This window comes from Burkholderia sp. BCC0322 (assembly GCF_902833045.1).
In the GTDB taxonomy this organism is placed as follows: Bacteria; Pseudomonadota; Gammaproteobacteria; order Burkholderiales; family Burkholderiaceae; genus Burkholderia.
The window spans coordinates 170,975-193,778 of record NZ_CADFDU010000014.1 but is presented as its reverse complement, the minus strand read 5'-3'; the positions used below and the strand labels follow the sequence as shown (position 1 = coordinate 193,778).

The 22,804-nt window shown below is 66.5% G+C and carries 26 protein-coding genes, 1 tRNA gene and 1 pseudogene; 15 read left to right on the top strand and 13 right to left on the bottom strand.

From position 1 onward, the window contains the following. Positions 1-258 precede the first annotated feature (258 nt). Positions 259-414: pseudogene (locus HWX39_RS36465) on the top strand (integrase); the annotation flags it as partial. Positions 415-505: 91 nt separating this feature from the next. On the opposite strand, the gene HWX39_RS30020 reads toward HWX39_RS36465, so the two are convergent. After that, positions 506-853: a hypothetical protein gene (locus tag HWX39_RS30020; protein ID WP_175971308.1), complete on the bottom strand. Its 348-nt coding sequence runs from the start codon at positions 851-853 to the stop codon at positions 506-508. 764 nt (positions 854-1,617) lie between these two features. Between HWX39_RS30020 and HWX39_RS30015 the strand changes: the two genes are divergently transcribed. Together HWX39_RS30015 and HWX39_RS30010 are read left to right on the top strand one after the other, a co-directional pair. After that, positions 1,618-1,694, top strand: a tRNA-Met gene (locus tag HWX39_RS30015). Positions 1,695-1,906: 212 nt separating this feature from the next. Next, positions 1,907-2,239, top strand: a complete 333-nt coding sequence (locus HWX39_RS30010) for a hypothetical protein (RefSeq protein WP_175971307.1) — start codon at positions 1,907-1,909, stop codon at positions 2,237-2,239. 46 nt (positions 2,240-2,285) lie between these two features. Here HWX39_RS30010 and HWX39_RS30005 read toward each other — a convergent pair whose 3' ends face one another. Further along, on the bottom strand, positions 2,286-3,026 hold the full coding sequence (locus HWX39_RS30005) for an SDR family NAD(P)-dependent oxidoreductase (RefSeq protein WP_175971306.1): 741 nt from the start codon (positions 3,024-3,026) through the stop codon (positions 2,286-2,288). Between the two features lie 115 nt (positions 3,027-3,141). Here HWX39_RS30005 and HWX39_RS30000 point away from each other — a divergent pair, with 115 nt between their 5' ends. After that, positions 3,142-3,756, top strand: coding sequence for a TetR/AcrR family transcriptional regulator (locus HWX39_RS30000; RefSeq protein WP_175971305.1), 615 nt, complete (start codon positions 3,142-3,144; stop codon positions 3,754-3,756). A gap of 29 nt (positions 3,757-3,785) precedes the next feature. Here HWX39_RS30000 and eco read toward each other — a convergent pair whose 3' ends face one another. After that, the gene (gene eco, locus HWX39_RS29995) at positions 3,786-4,286 is read right to left on the bottom strand and encodes a serine protease inhibitor ecotin (RefSeq protein WP_175971304.1); all 501 of its coding nucleotides are present in this window, start codon (positions 4,284-4,286) and stop codon (positions 3,786-3,788) included. Positions 4,287-4,429: 143 nt separating this feature from the next. Here eco and HWX39_RS29990 point away from each other — a divergent pair, with 143 nt between their 5' ends. Then, positions 4,430-4,735: a hypothetical protein gene (locus HWX39_RS29990; protein ID WP_175971313.1), complete on the top strand. Its 306-nt coding sequence runs from the start codon at positions 4,430-4,432 to the stop codon at positions 4,733-4,735. Between the two features lie 184 nt (positions 4,736-4,919). Here the strand turns inward: HWX39_RS29990 and HWX39_RS29985 are convergent, their stop codons facing one another. Then, positions 4,920-5,321, bottom strand: a complete 402-nt coding sequence (locus HWX39_RS29985; protein WP_175971303.1) for a hypothetical protein — start codon at positions 5,319-5,321, stop codon at positions 4,920-4,922. 117 nt (positions 5,322-5,438) lie between these two features. Between HWX39_RS29985 and HWX39_RS29980 the strand changes: the two genes are divergently transcribed. Beyond that, positions 5,439-5,819 (top strand): DUF5594 family protein, encoded by a 381-nt coding sequence (locus tag HWX39_RS29980; protein WP_175971302.1) that lies wholly within the window; start codon positions 5,439-5,441, stop codon positions 5,817-5,819. A 159-nt stretch (positions 5,820-5,978) separates the two neighbouring features. After that, positions 5,979-7,346, top strand: coding sequence for an MFS transporter (locus tag HWX39_RS29975; RefSeq protein ID WP_175971301.1), 1,368 nt, complete (start codon positions 5,979-5,981; stop codon positions 7,344-7,346). A gap of 31 nt (positions 7,347-7,377) precedes the next feature. Here the strand turns inward: HWX39_RS29975 and HWX39_RS29970 are convergent, their stop codons facing one another. The 3 genes from HWX39_RS29970 to HWX39_RS36460 form a co-directional block, all read right to left on the bottom strand. Further along, positions 7,378-7,971, bottom strand: a complete 594-nt coding sequence (locus tag HWX39_RS29970) for an AAA family ATPase (RefSeq protein WP_175971300.1) — start codon at positions 7,969-7,971, stop codon at positions 7,378-7,380. Beyond that, positions 7,964-9,385, bottom strand: coding sequence for an alpha,alpha-trehalose-phosphate synthase (UDP-forming) (gene otsA / locus HWX39_RS29965; RefSeq protein WP_175971299.1), 1,422 nt, complete (start codon positions 9,383-9,385; stop codon positions 7,964-7,966). The genes HWX39_RS29970 and otsA overlap by 8 nt, the downstream gene beginning before the upstream one ends. Before the next feature lie 141 nt (positions 9,386-9,526). After that, positions 9,527-9,724, bottom strand: a complete 198-nt coding sequence (locus HWX39_RS36460) for a hypothetical protein (protein WP_244135124.1) — start codon at positions 9,722-9,724, stop codon at positions 9,527-9,529. Positions 9,725-10,012: 288 nt separating this feature from the next. On the opposite strand from HWX39_RS36460, the gene HWX39_RS29960 reads away from it, so the two are divergent. Together HWX39_RS29960 and HWX39_RS29955 are read left to right on the top strand one after the other, a co-directional pair. After that, positions 10,013-10,564 (top strand): hypothetical protein, encoded by a 552-nt coding sequence (locus tag HWX39_RS29960; RefSeq protein WP_175971298.1) that lies wholly within the window; start codon positions 10,013-10,015, stop codon positions 10,562-10,564. Continuing rightward, complete coding sequence (locus HWX39_RS29955) at positions 10,561-11,055, top strand: hypothetical protein (protein ID WP_175971297.1); 495 nt, start codon at positions 10,561-10,563, stop codon at positions 11,053-11,055. Before HWX39_RS29960 ends, HWX39_RS29955 begins: the two co-directional genes overlap by 4 nt. 50 nt (positions 11,056-11,105) lie before the next feature. On the opposite strand, the gene HWX39_RS29950 is transcribed toward HWX39_RS29955, so the two are convergent. After that, entirely contained in the window at positions 11,106-12,443 is a 1,338-nt protein-coding gene (locus HWX39_RS29950) for a nitrate/sulfonate/bicarbonate ABC transporter ATP-binding protein (protein WP_011352844.1), read from the bottom strand. 22 nt (positions 12,444-12,465) lie between these two features. Next, the gene (locus HWX39_RS29945; RefSeq protein ID WP_175971296.1) at positions 12,466-14,223 is read right to left on the bottom strand and encodes an ABC transporter permease subunit; all 1,758 of its coding nucleotides are present in this window, start codon (positions 14,221-14,223) and stop codon (positions 12,466-12,468) included. A gap of 515 nt (positions 14,224-14,738) precedes the next feature. Between HWX39_RS29945 and HWX39_RS29940 the strand changes: the two genes are divergently transcribed. Beyond that, the gene (locus HWX39_RS29940; protein ID WP_014896379.1) at positions 14,739-15,005 is read left to right on the top strand and encodes a hypothetical protein; all 267 of its coding nucleotides are present in this window, start codon (positions 14,739-14,741) and stop codon (positions 15,003-15,005) included. A gap of 42 nt (positions 15,006-15,047) precedes the next feature. Here the strand turns inward: HWX39_RS29940 and HWX39_RS29935 are convergent, their stop codons facing one another. Continuing rightward, the gene (locus HWX39_RS29935) at positions 15,048-16,364 is read right to left on the bottom strand and encodes an ATP-binding protein (RefSeq protein WP_175971295.1); all 1,317 of its coding nucleotides are present in this window, start codon (positions 16,362-16,364) and stop codon (positions 15,048-15,050) included. Continuing rightward, the gene (locus HWX39_RS29930; RefSeq protein WP_009693256.1) at positions 16,348-17,073 is read right to left on the bottom strand and encodes a response regulator; all 726 of its coding nucleotides are present in this window, start codon (positions 17,071-17,073) and stop codon (positions 16,348-16,350) included. Before HWX39_RS29930 ends, HWX39_RS29935 begins: the two co-directional genes overlap by 17 nt. A 224-nt stretch (positions 17,074-17,297) precedes the next feature. Here HWX39_RS29930 and HWX39_RS29925 point away from each other — a divergent pair, with 224 nt between their 5' ends. Continuing rightward, positions 17,298-17,849: a periplasmic heavy metal sensor gene (locus tag HWX39_RS29925; protein ID WP_175971294.1), complete on the top strand. Its 552-nt coding sequence runs from the start codon at positions 17,298-17,300 to the stop codon at positions 17,847-17,849. A gap of 70 nt (positions 17,850-17,919) precedes the next feature. Here HWX39_RS29925 and HWX39_RS29920 read toward each other — a convergent pair whose 3' ends face one another. After that, the gene (locus HWX39_RS29920) at positions 17,920-18,615 is read right to left on the bottom strand and encodes a pirin family protein (RefSeq protein ID WP_175971293.1); all 696 of its coding nucleotides are present in this window, start codon (positions 18,613-18,615) and stop codon (positions 17,920-17,922) included. Between the two features lie 369 nt (positions 18,616-18,984). Here HWX39_RS29920 and HWX39_RS29915 point away from each other — a divergent pair, with 369 nt between their 5' ends. The 4 genes from HWX39_RS29915 (at position 18,985) to HWX39_RS29900 (ending at position 22,194) form a co-directional block, all read left to right on the top strand. Further along, positions 18,985-19,767: an ABC transporter substrate-binding protein gene (locus HWX39_RS29915; RefSeq protein WP_175951039.1), complete on the top strand. Its 783-nt coding sequence runs from the start codon at positions 18,985-18,987 to the stop codon at positions 19,765-19,767. A 229-nt stretch (positions 19,768-19,996) separates the two neighbouring features. Then, the gene (gene hisQ / locus HWX39_RS29910; protein WP_027786761.1) at positions 19,997-20,686 is read left to right on the top strand and encodes a histidine ABC transporter permease HisQ; all 690 of its coding nucleotides are present in this window, start codon (positions 19,997-19,999) and stop codon (positions 20,684-20,686) included. Further along, the gene (locus HWX39_RS29905) at positions 20,683-21,396 is read left to right on the top strand and encodes an ABC transporter permease (RefSeq protein WP_069257301.1); all 714 of its coding nucleotides are present in this window, start codon (positions 20,683-20,685) and stop codon (positions 21,394-21,396) included. Before hisQ ends, HWX39_RS29905 begins: the two co-directional genes overlap by 4 nt. A gap of 18 nt (positions 21,397-21,414) precedes the next feature. Beyond that, entirely contained in the window at positions 21,415-22,194 is a 780-nt protein-coding gene (locus HWX39_RS29900; RefSeq protein ID WP_175951038.1) for an ABC transporter ATP-binding protein, read from the top strand. Positions 22,195-22,248: 54 nt separating this feature from the next. On the opposite strand, the gene HWX39_RS29895 is transcribed toward HWX39_RS29900, so the two are convergent. Then, the gene (locus HWX39_RS29895; protein ID WP_175971292.1) at positions 22,249-22,743 is read right to left on the bottom strand and encodes a GNAT family N-acetyltransferase; all 495 of its coding nucleotides are present in this window, start codon (positions 22,741-22,743) and stop codon (positions 22,249-22,251) included. Positions 22,744-22,804: the final 61 nt, after the last annotated feature.

The window sequence follows — 22,804 nt, the reverse complement described above, 5'->3', positions numbered from 1 at the left end:
TGCCGAATACGTCCGTCAGTTGGGCCTGCAGGCCCAACTGACGGACCAACAGAACGCCGAAGACTAACATTGCCTTTGGCACTGAAAACCGGGACCGTTCATTTTAACCTCGGACTCTAACTGCAGTTCGGACTAAAACCGGGGGCAGGTTCAAGCCGTTGCCCGGTTCTACAGTCGCTTCTTCCTTACGTTTGCGTGGCATAGCGTGGCTCCTTGGCCGTCAGTTTATGCCTCGCACACAAAAGTTCGGATAGGCTCCGCCAGATTGCGCACGCCGAACGCAATCAGGTAACGGCCGCCTACATTCACGCCGAATATCTGCCGGAGCGCAGGCGAATAATGCAGGCATGGGGCGATCATCTCGATCGCTTGAAGGCCGGAGCGGCGGCCATTCATATCGCGTCAGCGCGCTAACCCGTCGATGGCTTGCCTGCCTCCCCTTGCTGCAACACTGGAGGCGAGCCTCTCTCATTCTAGCGTGAGCCGCAGTGCCGCACGTTTCAACCTAGCGGCCGACGAATGGAGATGCGGCAACCGCCCACATTCCAAGAAGAATCAGACACTCAACGGCGAACATTACTTGGTCGTATGTATTGCGAAGCGCTGAGCGCATCGCATAAACGACGTAAATCAATGTGAAGAGGGGGGTCACGACCCACGTGGCAGCGGTAAACAACAGAAAGCCCGTCGTGCCGGTTGTAAAAATCCCACTATGAAATCCGCCGACCTCGACATACCAGTATGCAAAGCCGAGCCACGGAATCCACAATCCGATGAAAGTAGCGATAGCGAGCGTGATCGCACCTGATGAAGGCCCTGATCCAGCGCTCTCGATGTCTTGTGATTCGCTCATAGTGTCGTTAGCTCCCAAATGATCCCGCAGCAGGTTCTCGCCGAGGCAGACGACGGTAGCTTCGGCGGCTCGCGGATTCTCCGGGGTTAGAGTCCGATTTCTGTAACGGGATGATAGCGAGATTCCGTCACGGCAGCGGACAGGCGGCGCTCTGTCAATGCGACATGGGTATGCCCCCCTTCCCGCGCATCTCCCACCGATTTTTCAGAGTTGCCACCGCACTGCCGGCTCCCTGCATTTCCGTATGAATATGCCCCCCCTTGGCGTGTCGGGGATAGAGAAGAGACTCAGGTGTGAGCCCCCGCGTCTTTTGTCCTAGACGCAGGGTCCCCAACTTTCCGGCCGCCTTAACACTTGCGGCCGGCGCAACAATGCCCGACCGAGGCGCATCGTGGACGCCCCTCTCGAAAACACGTTGTCGACGCCTCTTGAATCTCGGAGAACCGCGCCCCATCCGGCTTCACGGTCGTTACGGCCGGTCGGTACCTGTCCGCTCAGTGCAAAACGAGTTGGAGATTTGAAGAAGAACGCCGGAATCGGCCGCAAAGCCTTGTGGGGACCAGCCATCCTGGCGTAATCCACTTCCCCACGATCAAGCACCGCAACGACGGCGACGAAAGCGCCCGACGTCGAAGCAGATCGGGAAGCCACAGCAGCCAACCTGCACCCCAGATCGTCACGCTTGGTGAAGGTGAAGCGCAGATTCATTCGACGCAAATCACCAATCAATTGACTCCCCACATCAGCCCTAGTACACTTCGCGCCGCGGGGTGGAGCAGTCTGGCAGCTCGTCGGGCTCATAACCCGAAGGTCGTAGGTTCAAATCCTACCCCCGCAACCAATACCGAAGCCCGCTCTGCGAAAGCAAGCGGGCTTTTTGCTTTCCGCATGCCCTGTTGCGTGTGCGCTGACTGGCTGCACCGCGCACAAATTGCAGAACATTCAGTCCCTGGCGTCTCCTGCGACACACGATCGCACCCCGTCCGGTCACTTCTGTCTCGCGCCATACATTGCGTAGAATTCCGAACCTTCTCCAGCACCCGGACTCCCGCCATGATTCGAGCGATCGCGGCACTCGCCGCGCTTTCAGCGATGACCGGCACGGCAAACGCCGCCGACACCCTCACCGCGCCCGCGAAGCAGCGCTATGTCAGCCCTGGCATCGCCAACATCACGAACGCAGCAGCACCGCACGCGGAAACGTCCTCCCCCAATTCACGCTGCCGTGAACTGGCCGCCGGCATCGACGCCGTCACGCACGCCCCCGACCGAGGCCAGAAGGTCGTGCGCGGGATGGGCCGGGACGGCAAGCCGCGCAACGAGCTGCGCGCTTACGACAAGCGCGCCGATCTCGAAACAGAGCATCACCGGCTCGGCTGCCGATAACGAACGCAACACCACCCGGTCGAAAAATCACGCCGGGTGTCCGCATTCACGCGTTCGCACCACCATCGATCGTCAACCCGGTCCCGTTGATCGATCGCCCTTCCGGCCCGACCACGAACGCGACGAGCGCCACCACGTCATCGGCCTTGCCGTACTGCGGGATCGCCATCCGCGAACGCTGCGCACTGGCATGCTCGCCATCGGCCGGGTTCATGTCGGTATCCGTCGACCCCGGATGCACGATATTGACCGTGATGCCGCGCGGACCCAGATCGCGCGCAAGCCCCTGCGTCCAGCCGATCAGCGCGGCCTTGCTCGCCGCATAGAGGCTCATCCCTGCATCGGGCACGCGCGTGGCGAGGCAGCTGCCGGTCGACACGATGCGCCCGCCCTCCCCGAGATGCCGCGCCGCCGCCTGCGACGCGACGATCACCGCGCGCACGTTCACGTTCAGCGTCGCATCAATATCGTCGAGTGTGAGATCCGCTAGCCCGCCGGCCCGGAAAATCCCCGCGTTGTTGACGAGAATGTCGAGACCGCCGAACGCCTCCGCGGCACGATCGACCGCATCGCGCACGGCAACCGGATCGGCACTGTCGGCCTGGATCGCGACGGCGCGGCGGCCCAGCGCCTCGATACCGGCGACGACGGCCTGCGCCCGCTCGGCCGATTTCTCGTAGGTAATCGCGACGTCCGCGCCATCGGCCGCCAGCCGTTTCGCGATTGCCGCACCGATGCCCCGGCTGCCGCCAGTGATGAGTGCACGCTTGCCCTGAAGTCGGTTCATGTCGGTTCCTTTCCCAGTTTATGTAACGATCGACACAGAATGTGGCAAGTTGCGCAGCACAGTCAATTGATTTAATTTATCGATCAGTACAGATATCGATGAAGGAACGGACGCAATGGCTGAACGGGGCCGACCGAGAAGCTTCGACAAGGAAGCGGCGCTGGAGCGCGCGATGGAGGTGTTCTGGCGCCTCGGCTACGAAGGCGCGTCGATGGCCGACCTGACGGCCGCGATGGGCATCGCGTCGCCGAGCCTGTATGCGGCGTTCGGCAGCAAGGAAGCGTTGTTCCGGCAGGCGCTCGACCACTACCGTGCCACGGAAGGACGGGAAATCTGGGGGGGCGTCGAGCAGGCCGGCAGCGCGCACGACGCCGTGCGGAACTACCTGATGGATACCGCGCGCGTGTTCACGCGGCGGTCGAAGCCGACCGGCTGCCTGGTCGTGCTCTCAGCGCTACACCCGGCCGAACGTTCCGATACGGTTCGGCAAACGCTGATCGCGATGCGCGAGCGCACGGTGGAGAATCTGCGCGAGCGCCTCAGCCAAGGTGTCGCGACCGGCGAAATCGCGGCGCAAGCTAACCTCGACGCGATCGCGCGGTACTACGTGACGGTCCAGCAGGGGATGTCGATTCAGGCGCGCGACGGCGCAAGCCGTCGCGATCTGGAGGCCGTCGCGCAAGCCGCGCTGGCCGCGTGGCCAGCGCTCGTCGGTACGGGCGGCGCGTAACGGCAGGACGTCGCGGCCGCGCCGTAACGTTACTGCTTTGCCGCGTGCTGCACGTCCTTCGACGCATGCCACACGCGATAGCGCACCTCGAAGCCATCCGGCACATAAACGACGAGCGGCAGGCGGCTGTTGTAGCGCAGCAGCTGGCCGTCACCGCGCACCTGCACGAACCGTTGCTGCGGCGCCTGGCCCGGGCAAGCCATCAGCGTCGATGCCGGCCCTTTCACGTCGGTGAGCTGGTAGTACGTATAGCCCCAACCCTTCACGTCCTCGGCGGTCAGCTCGCCGCCGAACCACTGCTGGTTGCAGTCGGTCTGCAGCATCTTGCCGATCATCAGCTCCACGCGCGCATCGCCTTCGTTCTCGAGTGCGGGCAGCGCAATCACGACGCGCTGCTGGCCGGCCGCTGCCTGCGGAAACATCTTGATCGACTCGGCCGGCACGGCGGGCGCCGACGCAGGCCCGGCCACGCAGGCGGCGGCAGTCGTCACGCAGAAGGCGGCCAGCACGGCCCGGATCGCGAATTTCATCGATGGACTCCTGAAAAACAAATGAGCCCCGGATGCTAACACTTTCGCCGCAACACCTTACGGCACTGTAATTTGACGACACAATTGCAAACAGCTGGCAATCCCCTTGCGCGGTACTTATAGGGGAACCCATGGAGAACATCATGCTGAAGCTAATTGTTGCCGCAGGCGCCGCCACCCTGCTGGCCGGCTGCGTCGTCGCCCCGGATGCCGGATACGGCTACGGGCAGCCCTACTATTCCGCGCCGGGCTACGCGTACGCCCCGTCGCCGGTGTACGGCACGGTCAATATCTGGGGCGGTGGCGGCGGACGCGACTGGGATCGTGGCCGGCGCGATTACCATCGCTGGGACGGCGATCGTGGCAACCGCGGCAACGGCTGGGGGCACGGCGGCGGACACCGCGGCGACTGGAACGATGGCGGCGGAGGCGGCGGCCATCGCCACTGACCCATGCATTTGCAACCGTTTGTATCCGCACTCCGCGCGTCAGGATGACCGACGCGTCAGGCAGACGAACGCACGGCCGCGCAAAAAACGAAGGCCCTCGCATGAAGCGAGGGCCTTTTGTCGTCCGGTGCGACGAAGGGAACGGCGGTGGCACCAACCGTTCGCGCTTCGCGCGGCCGCCTGCTTACCAGCCGGCCGGCTGCGCGTAGCCGCCCGCTACGGGCGCGCCGCACACATACGCGCGCTGGTAGCGATCGTAGCAATAGTTCGGGCCGTCGTCCTGGTACTGCGCCTGCTGGTAGGTCGGATACGCAGGCTGCTGGTACGCGGGGGCCTGGTAGTACGTCGGCGGCTGATAGGCCGGTGCCTGGTACGCGGGCGCCTGATATGCAACGGGCGGATTCATCGCGGACGTCACGATCGCGCCCAGCACCGCGCCGCCGATCAAGGCGCCGATGACGGCGCCACCGTCGCGACCATGCGCGGACGCCGGACCTGCCACGGCAAGCGAACCGGCGAGGACACACACTGCGGCAATTTTTTTCATGATGGACTCCCACGCGAAGTGGTACTGGATGCGATGCATTGTGGCGGCTTGCGGCCGTAATAGATGCAGCAAGTGGTAACGCGCGATTACCGGTATCACGCACATCGAAATGCGCCGGCGCCGTGCTACGATTTTCGGCATACAGGAGACGCCGTCATGCAGCCCGAAACCGCCCGCCGTTTCGATACCGAATTCGCCCCGCGCATCGCACAGGCGATCGCGGCCTTCTTCGCCGATCACGTGCTGACCGACGTCGTCCCGTATGGCGGCCACGGGCACCCGACGTGCGTGCAGATCCGCAGCGCGCCGCACGAGCATGTCAGCGGCTTCGAGCATCCGCTGAACCTCGAGTTGACCTGGGACACCGACGAAATCGAGCGGCTGATGGAGCCGGACGGTCCGCAACGCTTCGAGCATTATCTGGCCGCGCTGCCGAAAAAGCTGGACGCGTGGCAGGGCGCGCGCGACATCGATCTCCTGTCGCGCACACAGGCCGACCCGCTCGTGCGGCTCGGCGGCCTCGACTTCGAAGGCTGAGTGCCGGCGTCGCGCCATGCGGCCCGGTGATACACTCGACCGGCCCCGCTCCAGCGCCGTTGCGCCGGCCGGGCCGCTCATCGCCACCTCCACCCTTTTCGCATGGTTGCGCACGCAACCGGCAACCGGGCGCGCGGACAACCACGCATCTGCCCCGCCATGAACGCCGATACCGGCCTGCCGCTTCCGCAACGCTACTGGGCGATCGTCTGCGTCGCACTGGGCATCACGCTCGCCGTGCTCGACGGCGCCATCGCGAACGTCGCGCTGCCGACGATCGCACACGACCTGCACGCATCCGACGCCGCGTCGATCTGGATCGTAAATGCGTACCAGCTCGCGGTCACGATCACGCTGCTGCCGCTCGCATCGCTTGGCGAGCGCATCGGATATCGCCGCATCTACATCGCGGGGCTTGCGCTGTTCAGCGCGGCGTCGCTCGGCTGCGCGCTCGCGGGCTCACTGCCGATGCTGGCCGTGATGCGCGTGATCCAGGGCTTCGGCGCGGCCGGCATCATGAGCGTCAACGCGGCGCTCGTGCGGATGATCTACCCGTCGTCGATGCTCGGGCGCGGGCTGTCGATCAACGCGATGGTGGTGGCGTTGTCGTCGGCAATCGGGCCGACGGTCGCGTCCGCGATCCTGTCGTTCGCATCGTGGCCGTGGCTGTTCGCGGTCAACGTGCCGATCGGTATCGCCGCGGTACTCGGCAGCCTGCGCGCGCTTCCGGCGAACCCGCTGCACGATGCGCCGTACGATTTCCCGAGCGCGCTGATGAACGCGTGCGTGTTCGGGCTGCTGATCACGGCCGTGGACGGGCTCGGCCACGGCGAAGGCCATGCGTACGTCGCGGCCGAGCTGGCCGTCGCGTTCGTCGTCGGCTACTTCTTCGTGAAGCGCCAGCTGTCGCAGCCGGCGCCGCTGCTGCCGGTCGACCTGATGCGCATCCCGATGTTCGCGCTGTCGGTCTATACGTCGACGGCGTCGTTCACGTCGCAGATGCTCGCGTTCGTCGCGCTGCCGTTCTGGCTGCAGAATTCGCTCGGCTTCTCGCAGGTCGAGACGGGCCTCTACATGACGCCGTGGCCGCTCGTGATCGTGTTCGCCGCGCCGCTCGCGGGCGTGCTGTCGGATCGCTATTCGGCTGGCATCCTTGGCGGGATCGGGCTCGCGCTGTTCGCGGCCGGGCTGTTGTCGCTCGCGACGATCGGCGCGCACCCGGGCACCGTCGATATTGTCTGGCGGATGGCGCTGTGCGGTGCGGGCTTCGGGTTGTTCCAGTCGCCGAACAACCGCGCGATGCTGTCGTCGGCGCCGCGCGAGCGCAGCGGCGGCGCGGGCGGCATGCTGAGCACCGCGCGGCTGACCGGGCAGACGCTTGGCGCCGCGCTCGTCGCATTGATTTTCGGGCTCGCGCCCGATCGCGGGCCGACGACTGCGCTCTATGTCGCCGCGGCATTCGCTGCGGTGGCCGCGGTCGTCAGCATGCTGCGCATCACGTCGCCTCGCCCGGACACGGCGACCTGACGCCGCCACGCACCACGCGCGCAGCCGGGCATCATGCCGCGTCGAGCGCGTCCATCACGAAACGCACGCGCGCCTGCACGCTGTCGCGCGGCAATTCGATCAGCCGGTAGTCATATGACGTGTAGCACTCGACCATCGCGTCGTAGGTGCGCACGGCTTCCGCGAAATCCTGCCGGCGCTCGGTGTCCTGCGCATAGACGTCCGGCCACGGCGGCGCGATGAACACGCGCGGGTGATAGCGGAAACGGCGGGCCGCGGCTTGCGCATGCGCGGGCACCGGCAGCCCCGTCAGTCTCAGGTAGCCGACCACGTCCGGCACGCCACGATCGAAGAACACGGGTCCGCGCACGCGGCGCGCAAGATCGTACGAGCGCATCTCCCAGCTCAGCATCAGCTCGGCGAACGCGGCCGGGTCGCGCCATGGCAACGCCTGACCGTCGATCGCCATCTGGTCGCGGATCACGCCGCGGCCCGCTTCCTGCGAGCGCGAGAAACCGGCGTGCTCGAGCGCATCGAGCAACGTGCTCTTGCCCGAACCCGGGCCACCGGTCACGACGAAGAAGCGGTGGACGGCGTCTTCGCTCGCGTCGTCGGCGGCGCCGGGCTCCTGCATGAAATCACGCATGCGCAACCCGCCGGCCCGCGCGGCGCGTGACCGACGCGGCGGCCGCAACGCTGCGCAAGTCGGCAACGAACGTATCGCGCCAGACCGACAGGTCGTTGACGCGCAGCCGGGCGAGGTTCTCCTCGTGGCGCGCCTGCCGCTCCGCGAGCGGCATCGACAGCGCGCGCTCGAGCGCCTCGGCCATCTGCGACAGGTCGTACGGATTGACGAGAAGCGCGCCGGTCAGCTCCGCTGCCGCGCCCGCGAACTCCGACAGCACGAGCACGCCCGGATCGGCCGGGTCCTGCGACGCGACGTACTCCTTCGCGACGAGATTCATCCCGTCGCGCAACGGCGTCACGTAGCCCACCTGCGACATCCGGAAGAACGCCATCAGCAGGTTGCGCTCGTACTTGCGGTTCAGGTACTGGATCGGTGTCCAGTCGAGCTGCGAAAAGCGGCCGTTGATCCGGCCCGCCTCGCCCTCGAGCGTTTCGCGAATGTCCTGATAGGTCTTCACGTCGGAGCGCGTCGGCGGCGCGATCTGCAGGAGCGACACGCGCCCCTGCCAGCCCGGCGCATTCGCGAGCATCCGCTCGAACGACTGGAAGCGCTCGACCAGCCCCTTCGAGTAATCGAGGCGGTCGACGCTCATCACCAGCTTGCGGCCGTCGAGCGCCTCGCGCAGCATCTTCACCGGCTTGCGCGTGCCGTACTGGACGGCCACCTGCGCAATCGCGTCGGGATGCACGCCGATCGGATAGGCGGCGACCTTCACGACGCGACCGTGCGCGTGCAGCATCCCGTCGTCGCTCGCCGCGCCGATCCCGCGCCGCTCGATGTAGTCGGTAAACGCCTGCTTGTCGTTCTCGGTCTGGAAGCCCGCGACATCGTACGCGCACATGAACTTCACGAGTTCCTCGTGCGGCGGCACGAGACGCAGCATGTCGGGCGACGGAAACGGAATATGCAGGAAGAAGCCGATCGGGTTCTTCACGCCGAGCTCGCGCAGGCAATGCGCAAACGGCAACAGGTGATAGTCGTGCACCCAGATCAGGTCGTCGGGGCGCAGCAATGCGGCAAGCTGCTTGGCGAGCATCGCGTTCACTCGAAGATAGCCCGCGTACTCCTGGCGGTCGAAGCGCGCGAGATCGCCGCGGTAATGGAACACCGGCCACAGCGTCGCGTTCGAGAAGCCGCGGTAGTACTGGTCGTAGTCGCGCCGGGTCAGCCCGACCGTCGCATAGGTGACGTTGCCGTCCCGCTGGATCGCGGGCTCGGCGTCGGGCGCGCCGACGATCTCGCCGTTCCAGCCGAACCAGATGCCGCCCGTTTCCTTCAGCGCGTCCATCACGCCGACCGCCAGGCCACCCGCGCTCGGGCGTGTGTCCTCGCCGGCGGCGACACGGTTCGATACCACGATCAATCTGCTCATGCGGCTTCCCCTCCTCGATTCGATTGGCTGGCGCGCGACGCGCGCCACGGCGGACACGGCTCCTCGAAGGCGGCCGTGCAGCGATTCAGACGTGAGCAATGCAGGTGTGAAAGACAGCGGCCGAGTGCGGCGGCAATGACATCAGGCGTCCTGCTCCTGGCCGAGATCCCGCTGATAGTCGAGCCCTTCCGGGCGAGCGCCGCCCTGGTTGTGATCACCGTCGGACGGCGTCTCGCCGGGCGCGCCGGCAGGCGGTACCGCTGGCGCGTCGGTCCGCGGACGCGGGTGGTCTGCCGCTGCATCCGGCGGCCGGGGCGAAAACCGTTTCGAACGACGCATGGCTGGGTGTCTCATGTGCGGCGCGGCCCGAGGCCGTCGTAGAAACATTCCATGACTCAAAAGTCTAGGTCGCTTCCTTGCATGCCAAGGTAACAATTGCCTTCAATTTGTAACGTTTCGACCCCGCTCGATTCATCTGTCCGACAATGGCGCCGCGCGCACGCGCGCGGCCTGCCGTCCGGCGATTTGTCAAAGCTTTGCAATTTTCCTATGACAATTGCGAAACAATGACGCGGCATGACGGCGTGCATGCGACGCCGCTCACCCAGACAGGACTTGCACTCAGGGATGAACAATCGTTTCGAATCGCCGCGCCGGGCCATGCCGGCGCGCGTCGTGCTGGCCGTGATCGCCACGGCCGCACTGCTGTCCGGCTGCAACTCGCTGTATAGCGAGGGCGCGACAGCCGGCGCCGGTATCGCGGGCGCCGCGATCGCCTCCAAGGTCACCAGCAACGCCGCCGTCGCGACGGGCATCGGCCTCGGCGCCGTCGCCGGCGCGCGAGCAGGCGTCCAGTACACGCAGCGCGTCGCTCACCGCTACACACAGGATCAGATCGCGAAGGCCGCCGGCCCGCTCGACGTGGGCGGGGTCGCGCCTTGGTCGACGCACCACGCGTTCCCGATCGAGGACGACGAGCAAGGTCGCGTGACGGTCAGCCGGATGATCAGCGTCGGCCCGCTCGACTGCAAGGAAATCGTGTTCGCGGTCGACACGCCCGCCAAGGGCGACAAGGCCGCGCAATCGGCGTTCTACGTCGCCACGATCTGCCGCGACGGCCCCGTGTGGAAGTGGGCATCGGCCGAACCGGCGACCGAACGCTGGGGCGCGCTGCAATGAGCGTCACGCTTCGTATCGCGGCCATCGGCGCGCTGTGCGCGGCGACGGCCACGCTGTCGGGCTGCGGGTCGGTCGGCGCGGCGAGCGGCGCGCTCGCCGGCGCGGCGACGGGCCTCGTCACCGCGAACCCGGCGGTCGGCGTCGGCGTCGGGATTGCCGTGCAGGCGGCGACCGACGAAGCCGTCAACCGCACGATGAAGCAGTTCCATCAGAACCAGCAGGACGCGATCGCGAAGGTGGCCGGCAGCCTGGCCGTCGGCGATGTGAAGCCGTGGAAGGTGAAGAACACGCTGCCGCTCGAAAACGGCGAAGGCGAAGTGCGCGTCACGCGCGCATACGCGTCGGCGCTCGCGATGTGCAAGGAATTCGCGTTCTCGGTGAAGGACGGCGACAAGGCCGACTGGTATTTCGCGAATGCGTGCCAGCAAGGCACGCACTGGAAGTGGGCGTCGGCGGAACCGGCGGTCGACCGGTGGGGGAATCTGCAGTAAAGGTGCGCGGCGCATACACACATGCCGGGCCGTACGGCCCGGCATGTCGATCAGGACTCGACGTCCTCGAGACTGAAAATCTCGGTCTGGTCGTTGTACGAGAAGATCTCGCCGTAACGGCCCCAGTCGATCACCGCGTCGAGCGTCTCCTCGGCGGCGCCGTCCGACAGGAAATCCTCCAGCTCCTGCTCGAAGCGCACGCGCGGCGCACGATGGCCCGGGCGCTCGTTCAGCACCTTCTTGATCCGCGCGGCGAGCGGCACATGCTTCAGCAGGTGATCCGCGAACATCAGCTTGCGCTCCTGCGTGCCGAATTCCGCGAACACGCGCCCCGGCGGCGTCAGGAACACGTCCCCTTCCCGCACGTCCGCGAAACCGAGGTACTGCAGCACTTCGGCGATCGGGAACAGGTCGTCGACCTCGAGGTGCAGCGTGCGCGCGATTTCCGGCATGTCTGCGCGGCCGTGGTACGGCGCCATCGCGAGCGTCTCGATCAGGCCGGCCATCAGGTTGGTCGACACCTGCGGCAGCCAGCTGCCGAGCTCGAGCCCCTTCTTCGTCGCCTCGCCGGTCTGGCGGGCCGTCATCTTCGCGTAGATGTCGTCGACGAGCTTGCGGAACGCCGGGTCGAGACGGTTGCGCGGATGCTTGAACGGCACCTTGATCTCGGCGATCACGCGGCCCGGGTTCGACGACAGCACGAGGATCCGGTCGCACATGAACACCGCTTCCTCGATGTTGTGCGTGACGATCAGCACCGACTTGATCGGCATGCGGCCCTGCGTCCACAGATCGAGCAGGTCGGTACGCAGCGTCTCGGCCGTCAGCACGTCGAGCGCGGAGAACGGCTCGTCCATCAGCAGGATCGTCGGGTCGACGACGAGCGCGCGCGCGAAGCCCACGCGCTGGCGCATGCCGCCCGACAACTCGCGCGGGTACGCGTTCTCGAAGCCGTCGAGACCGATCAGGTCGATCGCGGCAAGCGCACGCTCGCGCCGCTCGCGTGCGCCGACGCCGAGCGCTTCGAGGCCGGCTTCCACGTTCTGCAGCACGGTGAGCCACGGGAACAGCGCGAAGGTCTGGAACACCATCGCGACGCCTTCGGCCGGGCCGCGCAGCGGCTGGCCGAGGTAGGTCACCTCGCCGCCGGTCGGCTCGATCAGCCCGGCGATGATACGCAGCAGCGTCGACTTGCCCGAGCCGGAACGGCCGAGCAGCCCGACGATCTCGCCTTCGCGCAGCGACAGGTTCGCATCGTCGAGCACGAGCAGCTCGCCCTGCGTCTTGTTGAAGCCGCGACAGACGTGATCGACGCGCAGGATTTCCTCACCGAGGCGCGGCGGTTGGTTCGTCTGGACGGGGGCGTTTACAGCATTCGGATTGTGCATCGCGTTTCGCTCTCAATCGGTCTCAGTCGAGCCGCAGCTTCGCTTCGGCGAAAGCATACAGCGGACGCCACAGCAGGCGGTTGAACAGGGTAACGAACAGGGACATCACGGCGATGCCCAGGATGATCTTCGGAAAATCGCCGGCCGCGGTGGTCTGCGCGATATAGGCGCCGAGGCCGTGCGCCTCGATCTTGGTATTGCCCCACTGCACGGCCTCCGACACGATGCTCGCGTTCCAGGCACCGCCCGATGCGGTGATCGCGCCGGTCACGTAGTACGGGAAGATGCCGGGCAGGATCGCCTGCCGCCACCACTGCCAGCCACGGATGCGGAAGTTCGTCGCCGCTTCGCGATAGTCGTTCGGGTAGGACGTCGCGCCGGCAATCACGTTGAACAGGATATACCACTGGGTGCCGAGCACGATCAGCGGCGACAGCCAGATGTCGGGGTTCAGGTGGAAGCGCGCGATCACGATCACGAACACCGGAAACAGCAGGTTCGCCGGGAACGCCGCGAGGAACTGCGCGAGCGGCTGCAGCTTTTCGGCGAGCTTCGGGCGCAGCCCGATCCACACACCGATCGGCACCCAGATCACCGACGCGATCGCGATCAGCACGACCACGCGCAGCAGCGTGATGAGCCCGAGCACGATCACATGGCCGACGTCGCTCATCGTCACCCCGGTCGACACGAAGCTGATGACGCGCCACACGATATACGCCGTGCCGATCAGTAGGAGTCCCGCCCACGCAATGTCGACCGTGCGCGACGCCTTCTTCTCGACTTTCGGCAGCGAGAAACGCATCGCACCCGACAGCGGCAGGCGCAGCGGAATCCGCGCGGCCTTCGCGAAGAACCAGCCGGCCGGCACAAGCAGCTGATGAATCAGCCGTGTGCGGCGCACGAGGTCGAGCAGCCAGGACTGCGGTGCATCGCCCGACGCGGTGTTTTCCATCCGGAACTTGTCGGCCCACGCGATGAGCGGGCGGAACAGGAGCTGGTCGTACGCGAGGATCACGACGGTCATCGTGAGGATCACCCAGCCGATCGCACCGAGGTTCTTGTCCGAGATCGCCTGCGCGAGATACGCGCCGATGCCCGGCAGCGTGATGGTCTGGTTGCCGACGGTGATGGCCTCCGACGCGACGACGAAGAACCAGCCGCCCGACATCGACATCATCATGTTCCAGATCAGGCCCGGCATCGAGAACGGCACTTCGAGCTTCCAGAAGCGCTGCCACGACGTCAGGTGAAAGCCGCGCGACACTTCGTCCAGATCGCGCGGCACCGTGCGCAGCGACTGGTAGAAGCTGAACGTCATGTTCCACGCCTGGCTCGTGAAGATCGCGAAGATCGCCGCGAGCTCGGCGCCGAGCACGCGGCTCGGGAACAGCGCGAGGAAGAACGTGACCGTGAACGAGATGAAACCGAGCACCGGCACCGACTGCAGGATGTCGAGGATCGGGATCAGCACCATGCCGGCACGCCGGCTTTTCGCGGCGAGCGTGCCGTAGATCAGCGTGAACGCAAGCGACGCAACCATCGCGGCGAGCATCCGCAGCGTGGTGCGCAACGCGTATTCAGGCAGGTTCGACGGGTCGAGCGAGATCTTCTGCGTCTGCAGGGTGCCGATCGGCGCCATCGTTTCGTGGAAACCGACGATCGCCATCGCGAGCAGGCAGATGATCAGCGGAAACGCGATGAAATCCCACCGGTTCGGCAGGACGCGCCACGCGGACGCGTTGGCGGTCCGGTTCGGATTGAAGAATCCGACGTCCATCAGGCGCTCTCCCCGGTAAGGCCGAACGAAGCCGGCAGTCGATGTTGATTCATGGCAAAGCGCACGGGTGCGGTAATTCGATTGACTGACGATCGCGCGAGCGCAGAGCGCCGTGCGTGCGTGCATGCGCTGCCGCGCCCCGGACAAGTCGGCCTGCGACGGCACGACACTACACCAACCTGTATTTCAGGTACAACCGTCCGGGAACGGCGCACGCGGTGCACGGATCGTGCCTGGCGGGCGCGTGGGCGGATGGCGGGTGCGCGGGTCGAGCAGCCCGGCCGCAGTCTTTCGGCCGGCATGCAGGCACGAATTATGCCGTGATCCGGCCCGCCCGTGAACCCGCCATCCGCACGCGCGCGCAAACCATGTCGGGCGTCACCAGCCGGATACGACTAAGCGGGTATGATCAGGGCTGGCCCGTGGGGTCTGTTACGCACGGTACGGAGGCAATGCATGCGCGTGCCCGATGTCAACAGGCCCCGGGAATCAATCGACGAGCGGGAGGAAAGGGAATGGCAGGAAACTTGGTGATCGTCTGCCGCGATCAGGATGCCGACGCGTTCTACGAATTGATGCAGGAGTACGGGTCGTTCCAGACGCGATTGTCGTCCACGGCGTGGTACCTGAACATGAACATCGTGCCTGAATCGCTGCAGGAGGAAATCCTGGAACGCCTCGGCCGGTATACGACCGTCTACATCTTCGAGGCCACCAGCGTGACCTACAACACCATCGACAGCAACGCGGCCGAGACGCTCGGTACGCTGTTCGGCGAATGATGCCGCGCGGCGCCGGCCCGGCCGGGCTGGCGCCGCAGCCGCTCATGCGGCCTGTGCGTGGCGTTCGTCCTTCGGCACGACCTCGAACGGGAACGTCATCGCGACGCGCAGGCCGCCTTCGGGGCGGTTGCCGATGTCGCACGCCCCGCCCAGCCTGAGGACGAGCCGCTCGACGATCGCGAGCCCGAGCCCGCTGTGGCCGTTGCCGCCGCGCGCGGGGTCGAGCCGCACGAACGGCCGCGTGGCCGCCGCGAGGTCGCGCGGCGCGATCCCGCCGCCGCTGTCGCTGACCGACAACACGTAGCCGGTCGGCGTGCGCGCCGTCTCGATGAGCACGGGCGGCGCACCGTATGCATGGGCGTTGTCCAGCAGGTTCGACAGGATCCGGTCGAGCGTCGCCGTCGGCAGCCGGAAGCCCGGATCGGCGTCGAGCCGGGTCTGGACCGTCGGCGCATTCGGCGCGACCGCACGATAGCTGCGCGCGATCCGCTCGCACGTCTGATCGACCGGCACCGGCTCGCTGCGATCGGACCCGCCGTGCGCAAACACGAGGAATTGATCCACGATGTGCGACATCGAATCGACGTCCCGCACGACGCCGTCGCGCAACCGGACGTCTTCCATCATTTCCGCCCGCAGGCGCATCCGCGCAAGCGGCGTGCGCAGGTCGTGCGCGACGCCCGCCAGCATCACCGCACGGTCGCTCTCGGCCTGCGACACCTGTTCCACCATCTGGTTGAAGCCATGCGTGAGCTGGCGCAGCTCGCGCGGGCCGCGCTCGCGCAGCGGCGGCACCGGCTGGCCGCGGCCGAAGCGCGCGACCGCACGCGCCAGCGAACGCAGCGGCTGCTGCAGCTGCCAGGCGGCGAACAGCGCGGCGATCACGCCGGCCGAGAAGATCGTGCCGAGCCACAACAGCATCCGGTCGAGCGAGCGTGGCGGCCGCAGCGGCTGAACCGGCACCACGATCCAGTTGCGGTCGGTCGGCTCCTTCACCCACAGCACCGGCGGATGGCCGGGCGCGCCGATCTCGACGCGCGTGCCGGGCGGCATCCGTTCACTCACGTCGTCGCGGAACCGCTTGAGCGGCGCCGGCAGGTTCGACGGGTCGCCATTCGGCACGTCGGTGCTGTCCGGCGCCACGAGCCGCACACGCGAAGGCAGCGGCTGGTCGGGCGTGCGCTCGACGTGCTGGCGCACCGCGTCGACCAGGAACGCGGCCTCTTCGACCGCGTAACGCGTCTGCATCTGGCTGCGCTCGAGCCGCATCGCGAAAAACCACGCGAAGTGCGACAGGAGCAGGACACCGACGACGAGTAGCGCCAGCCGCCCGAACAGCGAATCAATGGGTTTGCGCATGGGCCTCGCCGTCGGGCACGAACACGTAGCCACGCCCGCGGACCGTCTGGATGAAGCGCGGCGTCGACGGATCCGTTTCGAGGATGCGGCGCAGGCGCCACACCTGGACGTCGATGCCGCGGTCGGTACCGTCGTACTCGGGCCCGTGCAGGAGCTCGAGCAACCGCTCGCGCGTCAGCGTGCGCAGCGCATGGTTCACGAAGATCTTCAGCAGCGCGAATTCACTGCTCGACAGCGTGGCCGGCTTGCCGTCGACCGACAGCGTGCGCGCCTGGAAGTCGAGCACGAAGCGGCCGAATGCGAACGGCTCGCGCTGTTCAGGAGCCGCCGCCGACGGCGTCGCGCGGCGGCGGCGCAGCACGGCCTGCACGCGCGCGAGCAGTTCGCGCGGGTTGAACGGCTTGCCGAGGTAGTCGTCCGCGCCGAGCTCGAGCCCGACGATGCGGTCGACGTCGTCCGCGCGGGCGGTCAGCATGATCACGGGGATGTCGTCGCCGGCCGCGCGCAACTGGCGCAGCGCGGTCAGGCCGTCGACGCCCGGCATCATCAGGTCCAGCACGATCAGGTCGGGCCGCTCTCGCTCGAGGCGCTTCTCGAGCGTCGCCGCGTCGTGCAGCACGGACACTTCCATCCCCTGGCGCACGAGGTAGTCGCGCAGCAGGTCTCGGAGTTCTTGGTCGTCGTCGACGATGAGGATCTGGGTAGTCATGGCTCGAAGTTTACCGCGCGAGGGCGGAGTCGAAGAACGAAACAAAGGGACGAAAGGGTTACTGCGGGTTACCGCGCAAGGCAACTGTAATGCGCGGTAACCCGGCCACCGCCCCACGTAACACCGGCAGCGGCCTGCATCGCTAACCTGCGTCTTACCGGATGCGGTACTCGGCGTTCCCGGCACCGCATCGCCGGACCCTTTGGATACAAGGAGTTTCTGAAATGTATAAGAAGACTTCCCGCGTGGCCATCGCGGCCGCCACCGTGCTCGCTCTCGCATTCGGCACCGCGCACGCCGCGCAGCCCGACGACATGCCGCCTCCGGGCGGCCCCGGCGCCCACCAGATGCACGGCGGCCACGAAGGCGGCCCGTTCGGCGCCATCATGAAACTGCACGACCAGCTGAAGCTCAATGCGTCGCAGGAACAGCAATGGCAGGCGGCCGTCAACACGATGAAGCAGAATCGTGAAGCGATGCGCAAGACCCACGAGCAGATGCGCGACCAGTTCAAGGCGCAGCAGAACCAGCCGATCCTCGACCTGAGCGCGATGCACTCGGCACGCCAGCAGGCCGAGTCGCAGAACGCGCAACTGCGCGAGCAGACGTCCGCCGCGTGGCTCACGTTCTACAACGGGCTGAACGACCCGCAGAAGACGATGGTCAGCACGGCGCTCAAACAGCAGTTCGCGAAGATGGAACAGCGCCACGAGAAGATGAAGGCGCGCTGGGAGCAGCATCGCGCGGCCAACGCCGCGTCGGCGCCGGCGCAGTAAGCCGGCGGGCCGCTCCCCGGAGCGGTATCGAAGGGGACGCGGGCACCGGCCCGCGTCCCCTTCTTGCGTTTCAGGCCACGTCGAGCAGCAGCACCTCGGCCGCCCGGCCGCGCGCGAACGACACCGCGTCCACGTCGCCGATCCGCGCGCCGTCGCCCGCGGCCAGCGCGCGGCCATTCACCTCGAGGTCGCCGCGCACCACGTGCACGTATGCGCGGCGCCCGGCCGGCACGTCGAACGCCGCCGCCTCATCGCCGTCGATCAGCCCCGCGAAGATGCGTACGTCCGCCCCGATCGACAGCGCACCATCGCCACCGTCCGGCGCCGCCACCAGCCGCAGCCGCCCGCGTTTCTCGTCGTCGACAAAGCGCGTCTGCGCGTAGCCGGGACGACCGCCCGCCCCGGCCGGCGCAAGCCAGATCCGCAGCAGGCGCAACGGCTCGTCACGCGATGCGTTGGTTTCGCTCAGCATGACGCCGGTGCCGGCGCTCACGCGCTGCACGCCGCCCGCGCGAACGATCGCCCCGTTGCCGAGGCTGTCGCGATGCGCGAGCGCGCCGCCGAGCACGCAGGTGACGATTTCCGCATTGCGGTACGGCCGCATCCCGTAGCCGCGGGTCGGTGCGATGCATTCCTCGTTCAGTTCACGCAACGCGCCAAACGCCGACGGCCCGCTCCGGCCGGACGAGAGAGGAAAGCTGTGAAGGAATTCGTGCCAGCCATGGCTGCGCTGGTCGCGGTCGGCGGCGCGGCGGATCTGGAACATGGGACGGACACTCCGTGAGATGCTCGGTTCGGGTATGCCGTCACTGTATGAGTGTGCCAATCGCGCCACAATCCGCCGCTTGCGCACCGCATCGTTGCACCCGCGGTTGCAATCGATGCAATGCTCATTGCGAATGCGACGATTATCGCAACAGCCGGATCAATGTGTCGAAGAATCGATCGGTCCGCCCGGATCGCCGGTTTCCGGGTATCGCGTTCGGGTAAAATACCGGCCTTTTGGCGTTCGCCGTTGCGGCGGCCGCCATTGCCAGAGCGCCGATCGGCGATTTTTGGCCGTCTAGAATACGTCGCGACGCCCGGTCCAACCGGCCGCGAGCGCTCCCGGAAAGTCAGCAACAAAAGGATGGAAATGAAGAAGGCCGCCCTGTGCGCCGCCCTCGCCCTCGTGGCGGGCAGCGCCTTCGCGAAGGAGTGGAAGACCGTGCGGATCGGCGTCGACGCCAGCTACCCGCCGTTCGAGTCGACCGCGCCGAGCGGTGAGATCGTCGGCTTCGACGTCGATCTCACCAAGGAAATCTGCAAGCGCATCAACGTGAAATGCGTGTGGGTGGCGCAGGATCTCGACGGGATCATCCCGGCGCTGAAGGCGAAGAAGTACGACGTCATCGTGTCGTCGCTGACCGTCACGGACAAGCGCCGCGAACAGATCGACTTCTCCGACAAGGTATACGACGCGCCGGCGCGGATGATCGCGAAGACCGGCTCGCCGCTGCTGCCGACGATCGCGTCGCTGAAGGGCAAGCGCGTGGGCGTCGAGCAGGGCTCGACGCAGGAAACCTACGCGAAGGCGTACTGGGAGCCGCAGGGCGTGACGATCATTCCTTACCAGAACCAGGACCAGGTCTATGCCGATCTCGGCTCGGGCCGTCTCGACGCGACGCTGCAGGACGAGTTGCAGGCCGACTACGGCTTCCTGCGCACGCCGCGCGGCAAGGGCTTCGCGTTCGCCGGGCCGGAAGTGAAGGATCCGAAGACGATCGGCGACGGCACCGCGATCGGCCTGCGCAAGGAAGATACGGACCTGAAGCTCAAGATCAACAAGGCGCTGGCCGACATGCACAAGGACGGCACGTACGACCGGCTGTCGCACAAGTATTTCGCGTTCAGCGTCTATTCGGCTTCGGCCCGCTGAGCGACGAAAAGAAGCGGCAACGGATGCGGGGGCGGCCCCGCATCCGCGCAGTACAGGCAGTCAACCACGCGCCGCCCGCCCCCTCGCCCGCCGCTCGCGCGACGGACAGGCCCGGCACCGTTGCCGGGGCGGACGGTCATGATACGTACGGGGCGTTCCGCGCAGCTTGGCGGACGCGTCTTTCGCGGCGCACCGCGTGCGCCCTAAGGGACCACACCAGGGACCACATATGTTTCTACAAGGTTACGGCCCGCTGATCCTCGCTGGCACCTGGCAAACCGTCAAGCTGGCGGTGCTTTCGCTTGCGCTGTCGTTCCTGCTGGGCCTGCTCGGCGCGGGCGCGAAGCTGTCGCGCAACCGGTTCACGAACGGCGTCGGCACCGTCTACACGACGCTGATCCGCGGCGTGCCCGACCTCGTGCTGATGCTGCTGCTGTTCTACAGCCTGCAGATCTGGCTGAACATGGCGACCGACGCACTCGGCTGGGACCAGATCGACATCGACCCGTTCCTCGCCGGCGTGCTCGTGCTCGGCTTCATCTACGGCGCGTACTTCACCGAGACGTTCCGCGGCGCGTTCCTGTCGGTGCCGCGCGGCCAGCTCGAGGCCGGCAGCGCGTACGGGATGACGAGCTGGCAGGTGTTCACGCGGATCATGTTCCCGCAGATGATGCGCTTCGCGCTGCCGGGCATCGGCAACAACTGGCAGGTGCTCGTGAAGTCGACCGCGCTCGTGTCGATCATCGGGCTCGCCGACGTCGTGAAGGCGTCGCAGGATGCCGGCAAGGGCACGCTGCGGTTCTTCTTCTTCACGCTGATCGCGGGTGCCGTCTACCTCGCGATCACGACGATCTCGAACTTCGTGCTGATGTGGCTCGAAAAGCGTTACTCGACCGGCGTCCGCAAGGCTGACCTATGATCGAACTCATCCAAGAATACTGGCGCAACTATCTCTACACCGACGGCTATCGCATCACCGGTGTCGCGATCACGCTGTGGTTGCTGGTCGTGTCGATCGGCCTCGGCTTCTGCCTGTCGGTGCCGCTCGCGGTCGCGCGCGTGTCGAAGAAGAAGTGGCTGTCGGGCGCCGTGTGGCTCTACACGTACGTGTTCCGCGGCACGCCGCTCTACGTGCAGCTGCTGCTCTGCTACACGGGCCTCTATAGCCTGCAGGCCGTGCGCGGCACGCCGATGCTCGACGCGTTCTTCCGCGACGGGATGCACTGCACGCTGCTCGCGTTCACGCTGAACACCTGCGCGTACACCACCGAGATCTTCGCGGGCGCGATCAAGGCGACGTCCTACGGCGAGATCGAAGCCGCGCGTGCGTACGGGATGTCGACGTTCACGATGTATCGCCGCGTGATCCTGCCGTCGGCGCTGCGCCGCGCGCTGCCGCTGTACAGCAACGAAGTGATCCTGATGCTGCACGCGACCACCGTCGCCTTCACCGCGACCGTGCCGGACATCCTGAAGATCGCCCGCGACGTCAACTCGGCGACCTACATGTCGTTCCATGCGTTCGGCATCGCCGCCCTGCTCTATCTCGTGATCTCGTTCACGCTCGTGTGGCTGTTCCGCCAGGCCGAGCGCCGCTGGCTCGCGTATCTGCGCCCGCAAGGCAAGTAAGTTTTCGCAGGACTATTGATGAATTCCCAGACTCAGAAGCTTTTCGTCGACGATCTGCACAAGCGGTACGGCGACAACGAGGTGCTCAAGGGCGTGTCGCTGAAGGCGAACTCGGGCGACGTGATCAGCGTGATCGGCTCGTCCGGCTCCGGCAAGAGCACGATGCTCCGCTGCATCAACTTCCTCGAACAGCCGAACGCGGGCCGCATCTTCGTCGACGGCGAGGAAGTGCGCACCGCGCTCGACAAGACGGGCGCGCTGCGCGCGGCCGATCCGAAGCAGCTGCAGCGCGTGCGCACCAAGCTGTCGATGGTGTTCCAGCACTTCAATCTCTGGTCGCACATGAACGTGATCGAGAACGTGATGGAAGCGCCCGTGAACGTGCTCGGCATCCCGAAGAAGGAAGCCGAGGAGCGCGCTCGCGCGTATCTCGAGAAAGTCGGCCTCGCGCCGCGCGTCGAGAAGCAGTATCCGTCGCACCTGTCGGGCGGCCAGCAGCAGCGCGTGGCGATTGCCCGCGCGCTGGCGATGCATCCGGACGTGATGCTGTTCGACGAGCCGACGTCGGCGCTCGACCCGGAGCTGGTGGGCGAAGTGCTGAAGGTGATGCAGAAGCTGGCCGAGGAAGGCCGCACGATGATCGTCGTCACGCACGAGATGGGCTTCGCACGTAACGTGTCGAACCACGTGATGTTCCTGCACCAGGGCCGCGTCGAGGAAGAAGGCGTGCCGTCCGAGGTGTTCGCCAACCCGAAGAGCGAACGCCTGCGCGGGTTCCTGTCGGGCAGCCTCAAGTAACGCACGCCGCACGAGCGGGCGCCCGCGGTTCGCCGCGCGGCGCCCGTTTTGCGTTTACGCGGTCACCGGCGTGCTGTCGGCGAACGTGCGCAATTCGTCGCCCGCGAGCCGGTAGCGCACCCATTCGCTCTGCGGCGCCGCGCCGACGCTCTCGTAGAAGCGGATCGCCGGCTCGTTCCAGTCGAGCACGCTCCACTCGAAACGCCCGCAGCCCGACTCGACCGCGATCCGCGCGAGCGCCTTCAGGAGCCGCAGCCCGGCGCCCGCACCACGAAAACGCGGCGACACGTACAGGTCCTCGAGATACAGCCCCTGCCGGGCAAGCCATGTCGAATACGAGAAGAAATACACGGCGAAGCCGGCCGGCTCGCCGTCGACCTCGCACATCAGCGCGCGCGCCGGCGATCCCTCGCCGAACAGGCTGCGCTCGAGCGACGCGGGCGTCGCGATCACTTCGTGTTCCGCCTTCTCGTAGATGGCCAGCTCGGTGATGAAACGCAGGATCTGCGGCACGTCGGCGACGGTGGCGGAACGGATGTCGATTTGCACGGGTTGAGCCCTCCTCCGGCCCTGACTTGAAACGGAACACGGCGCCGCGCAGCCGCGCTGG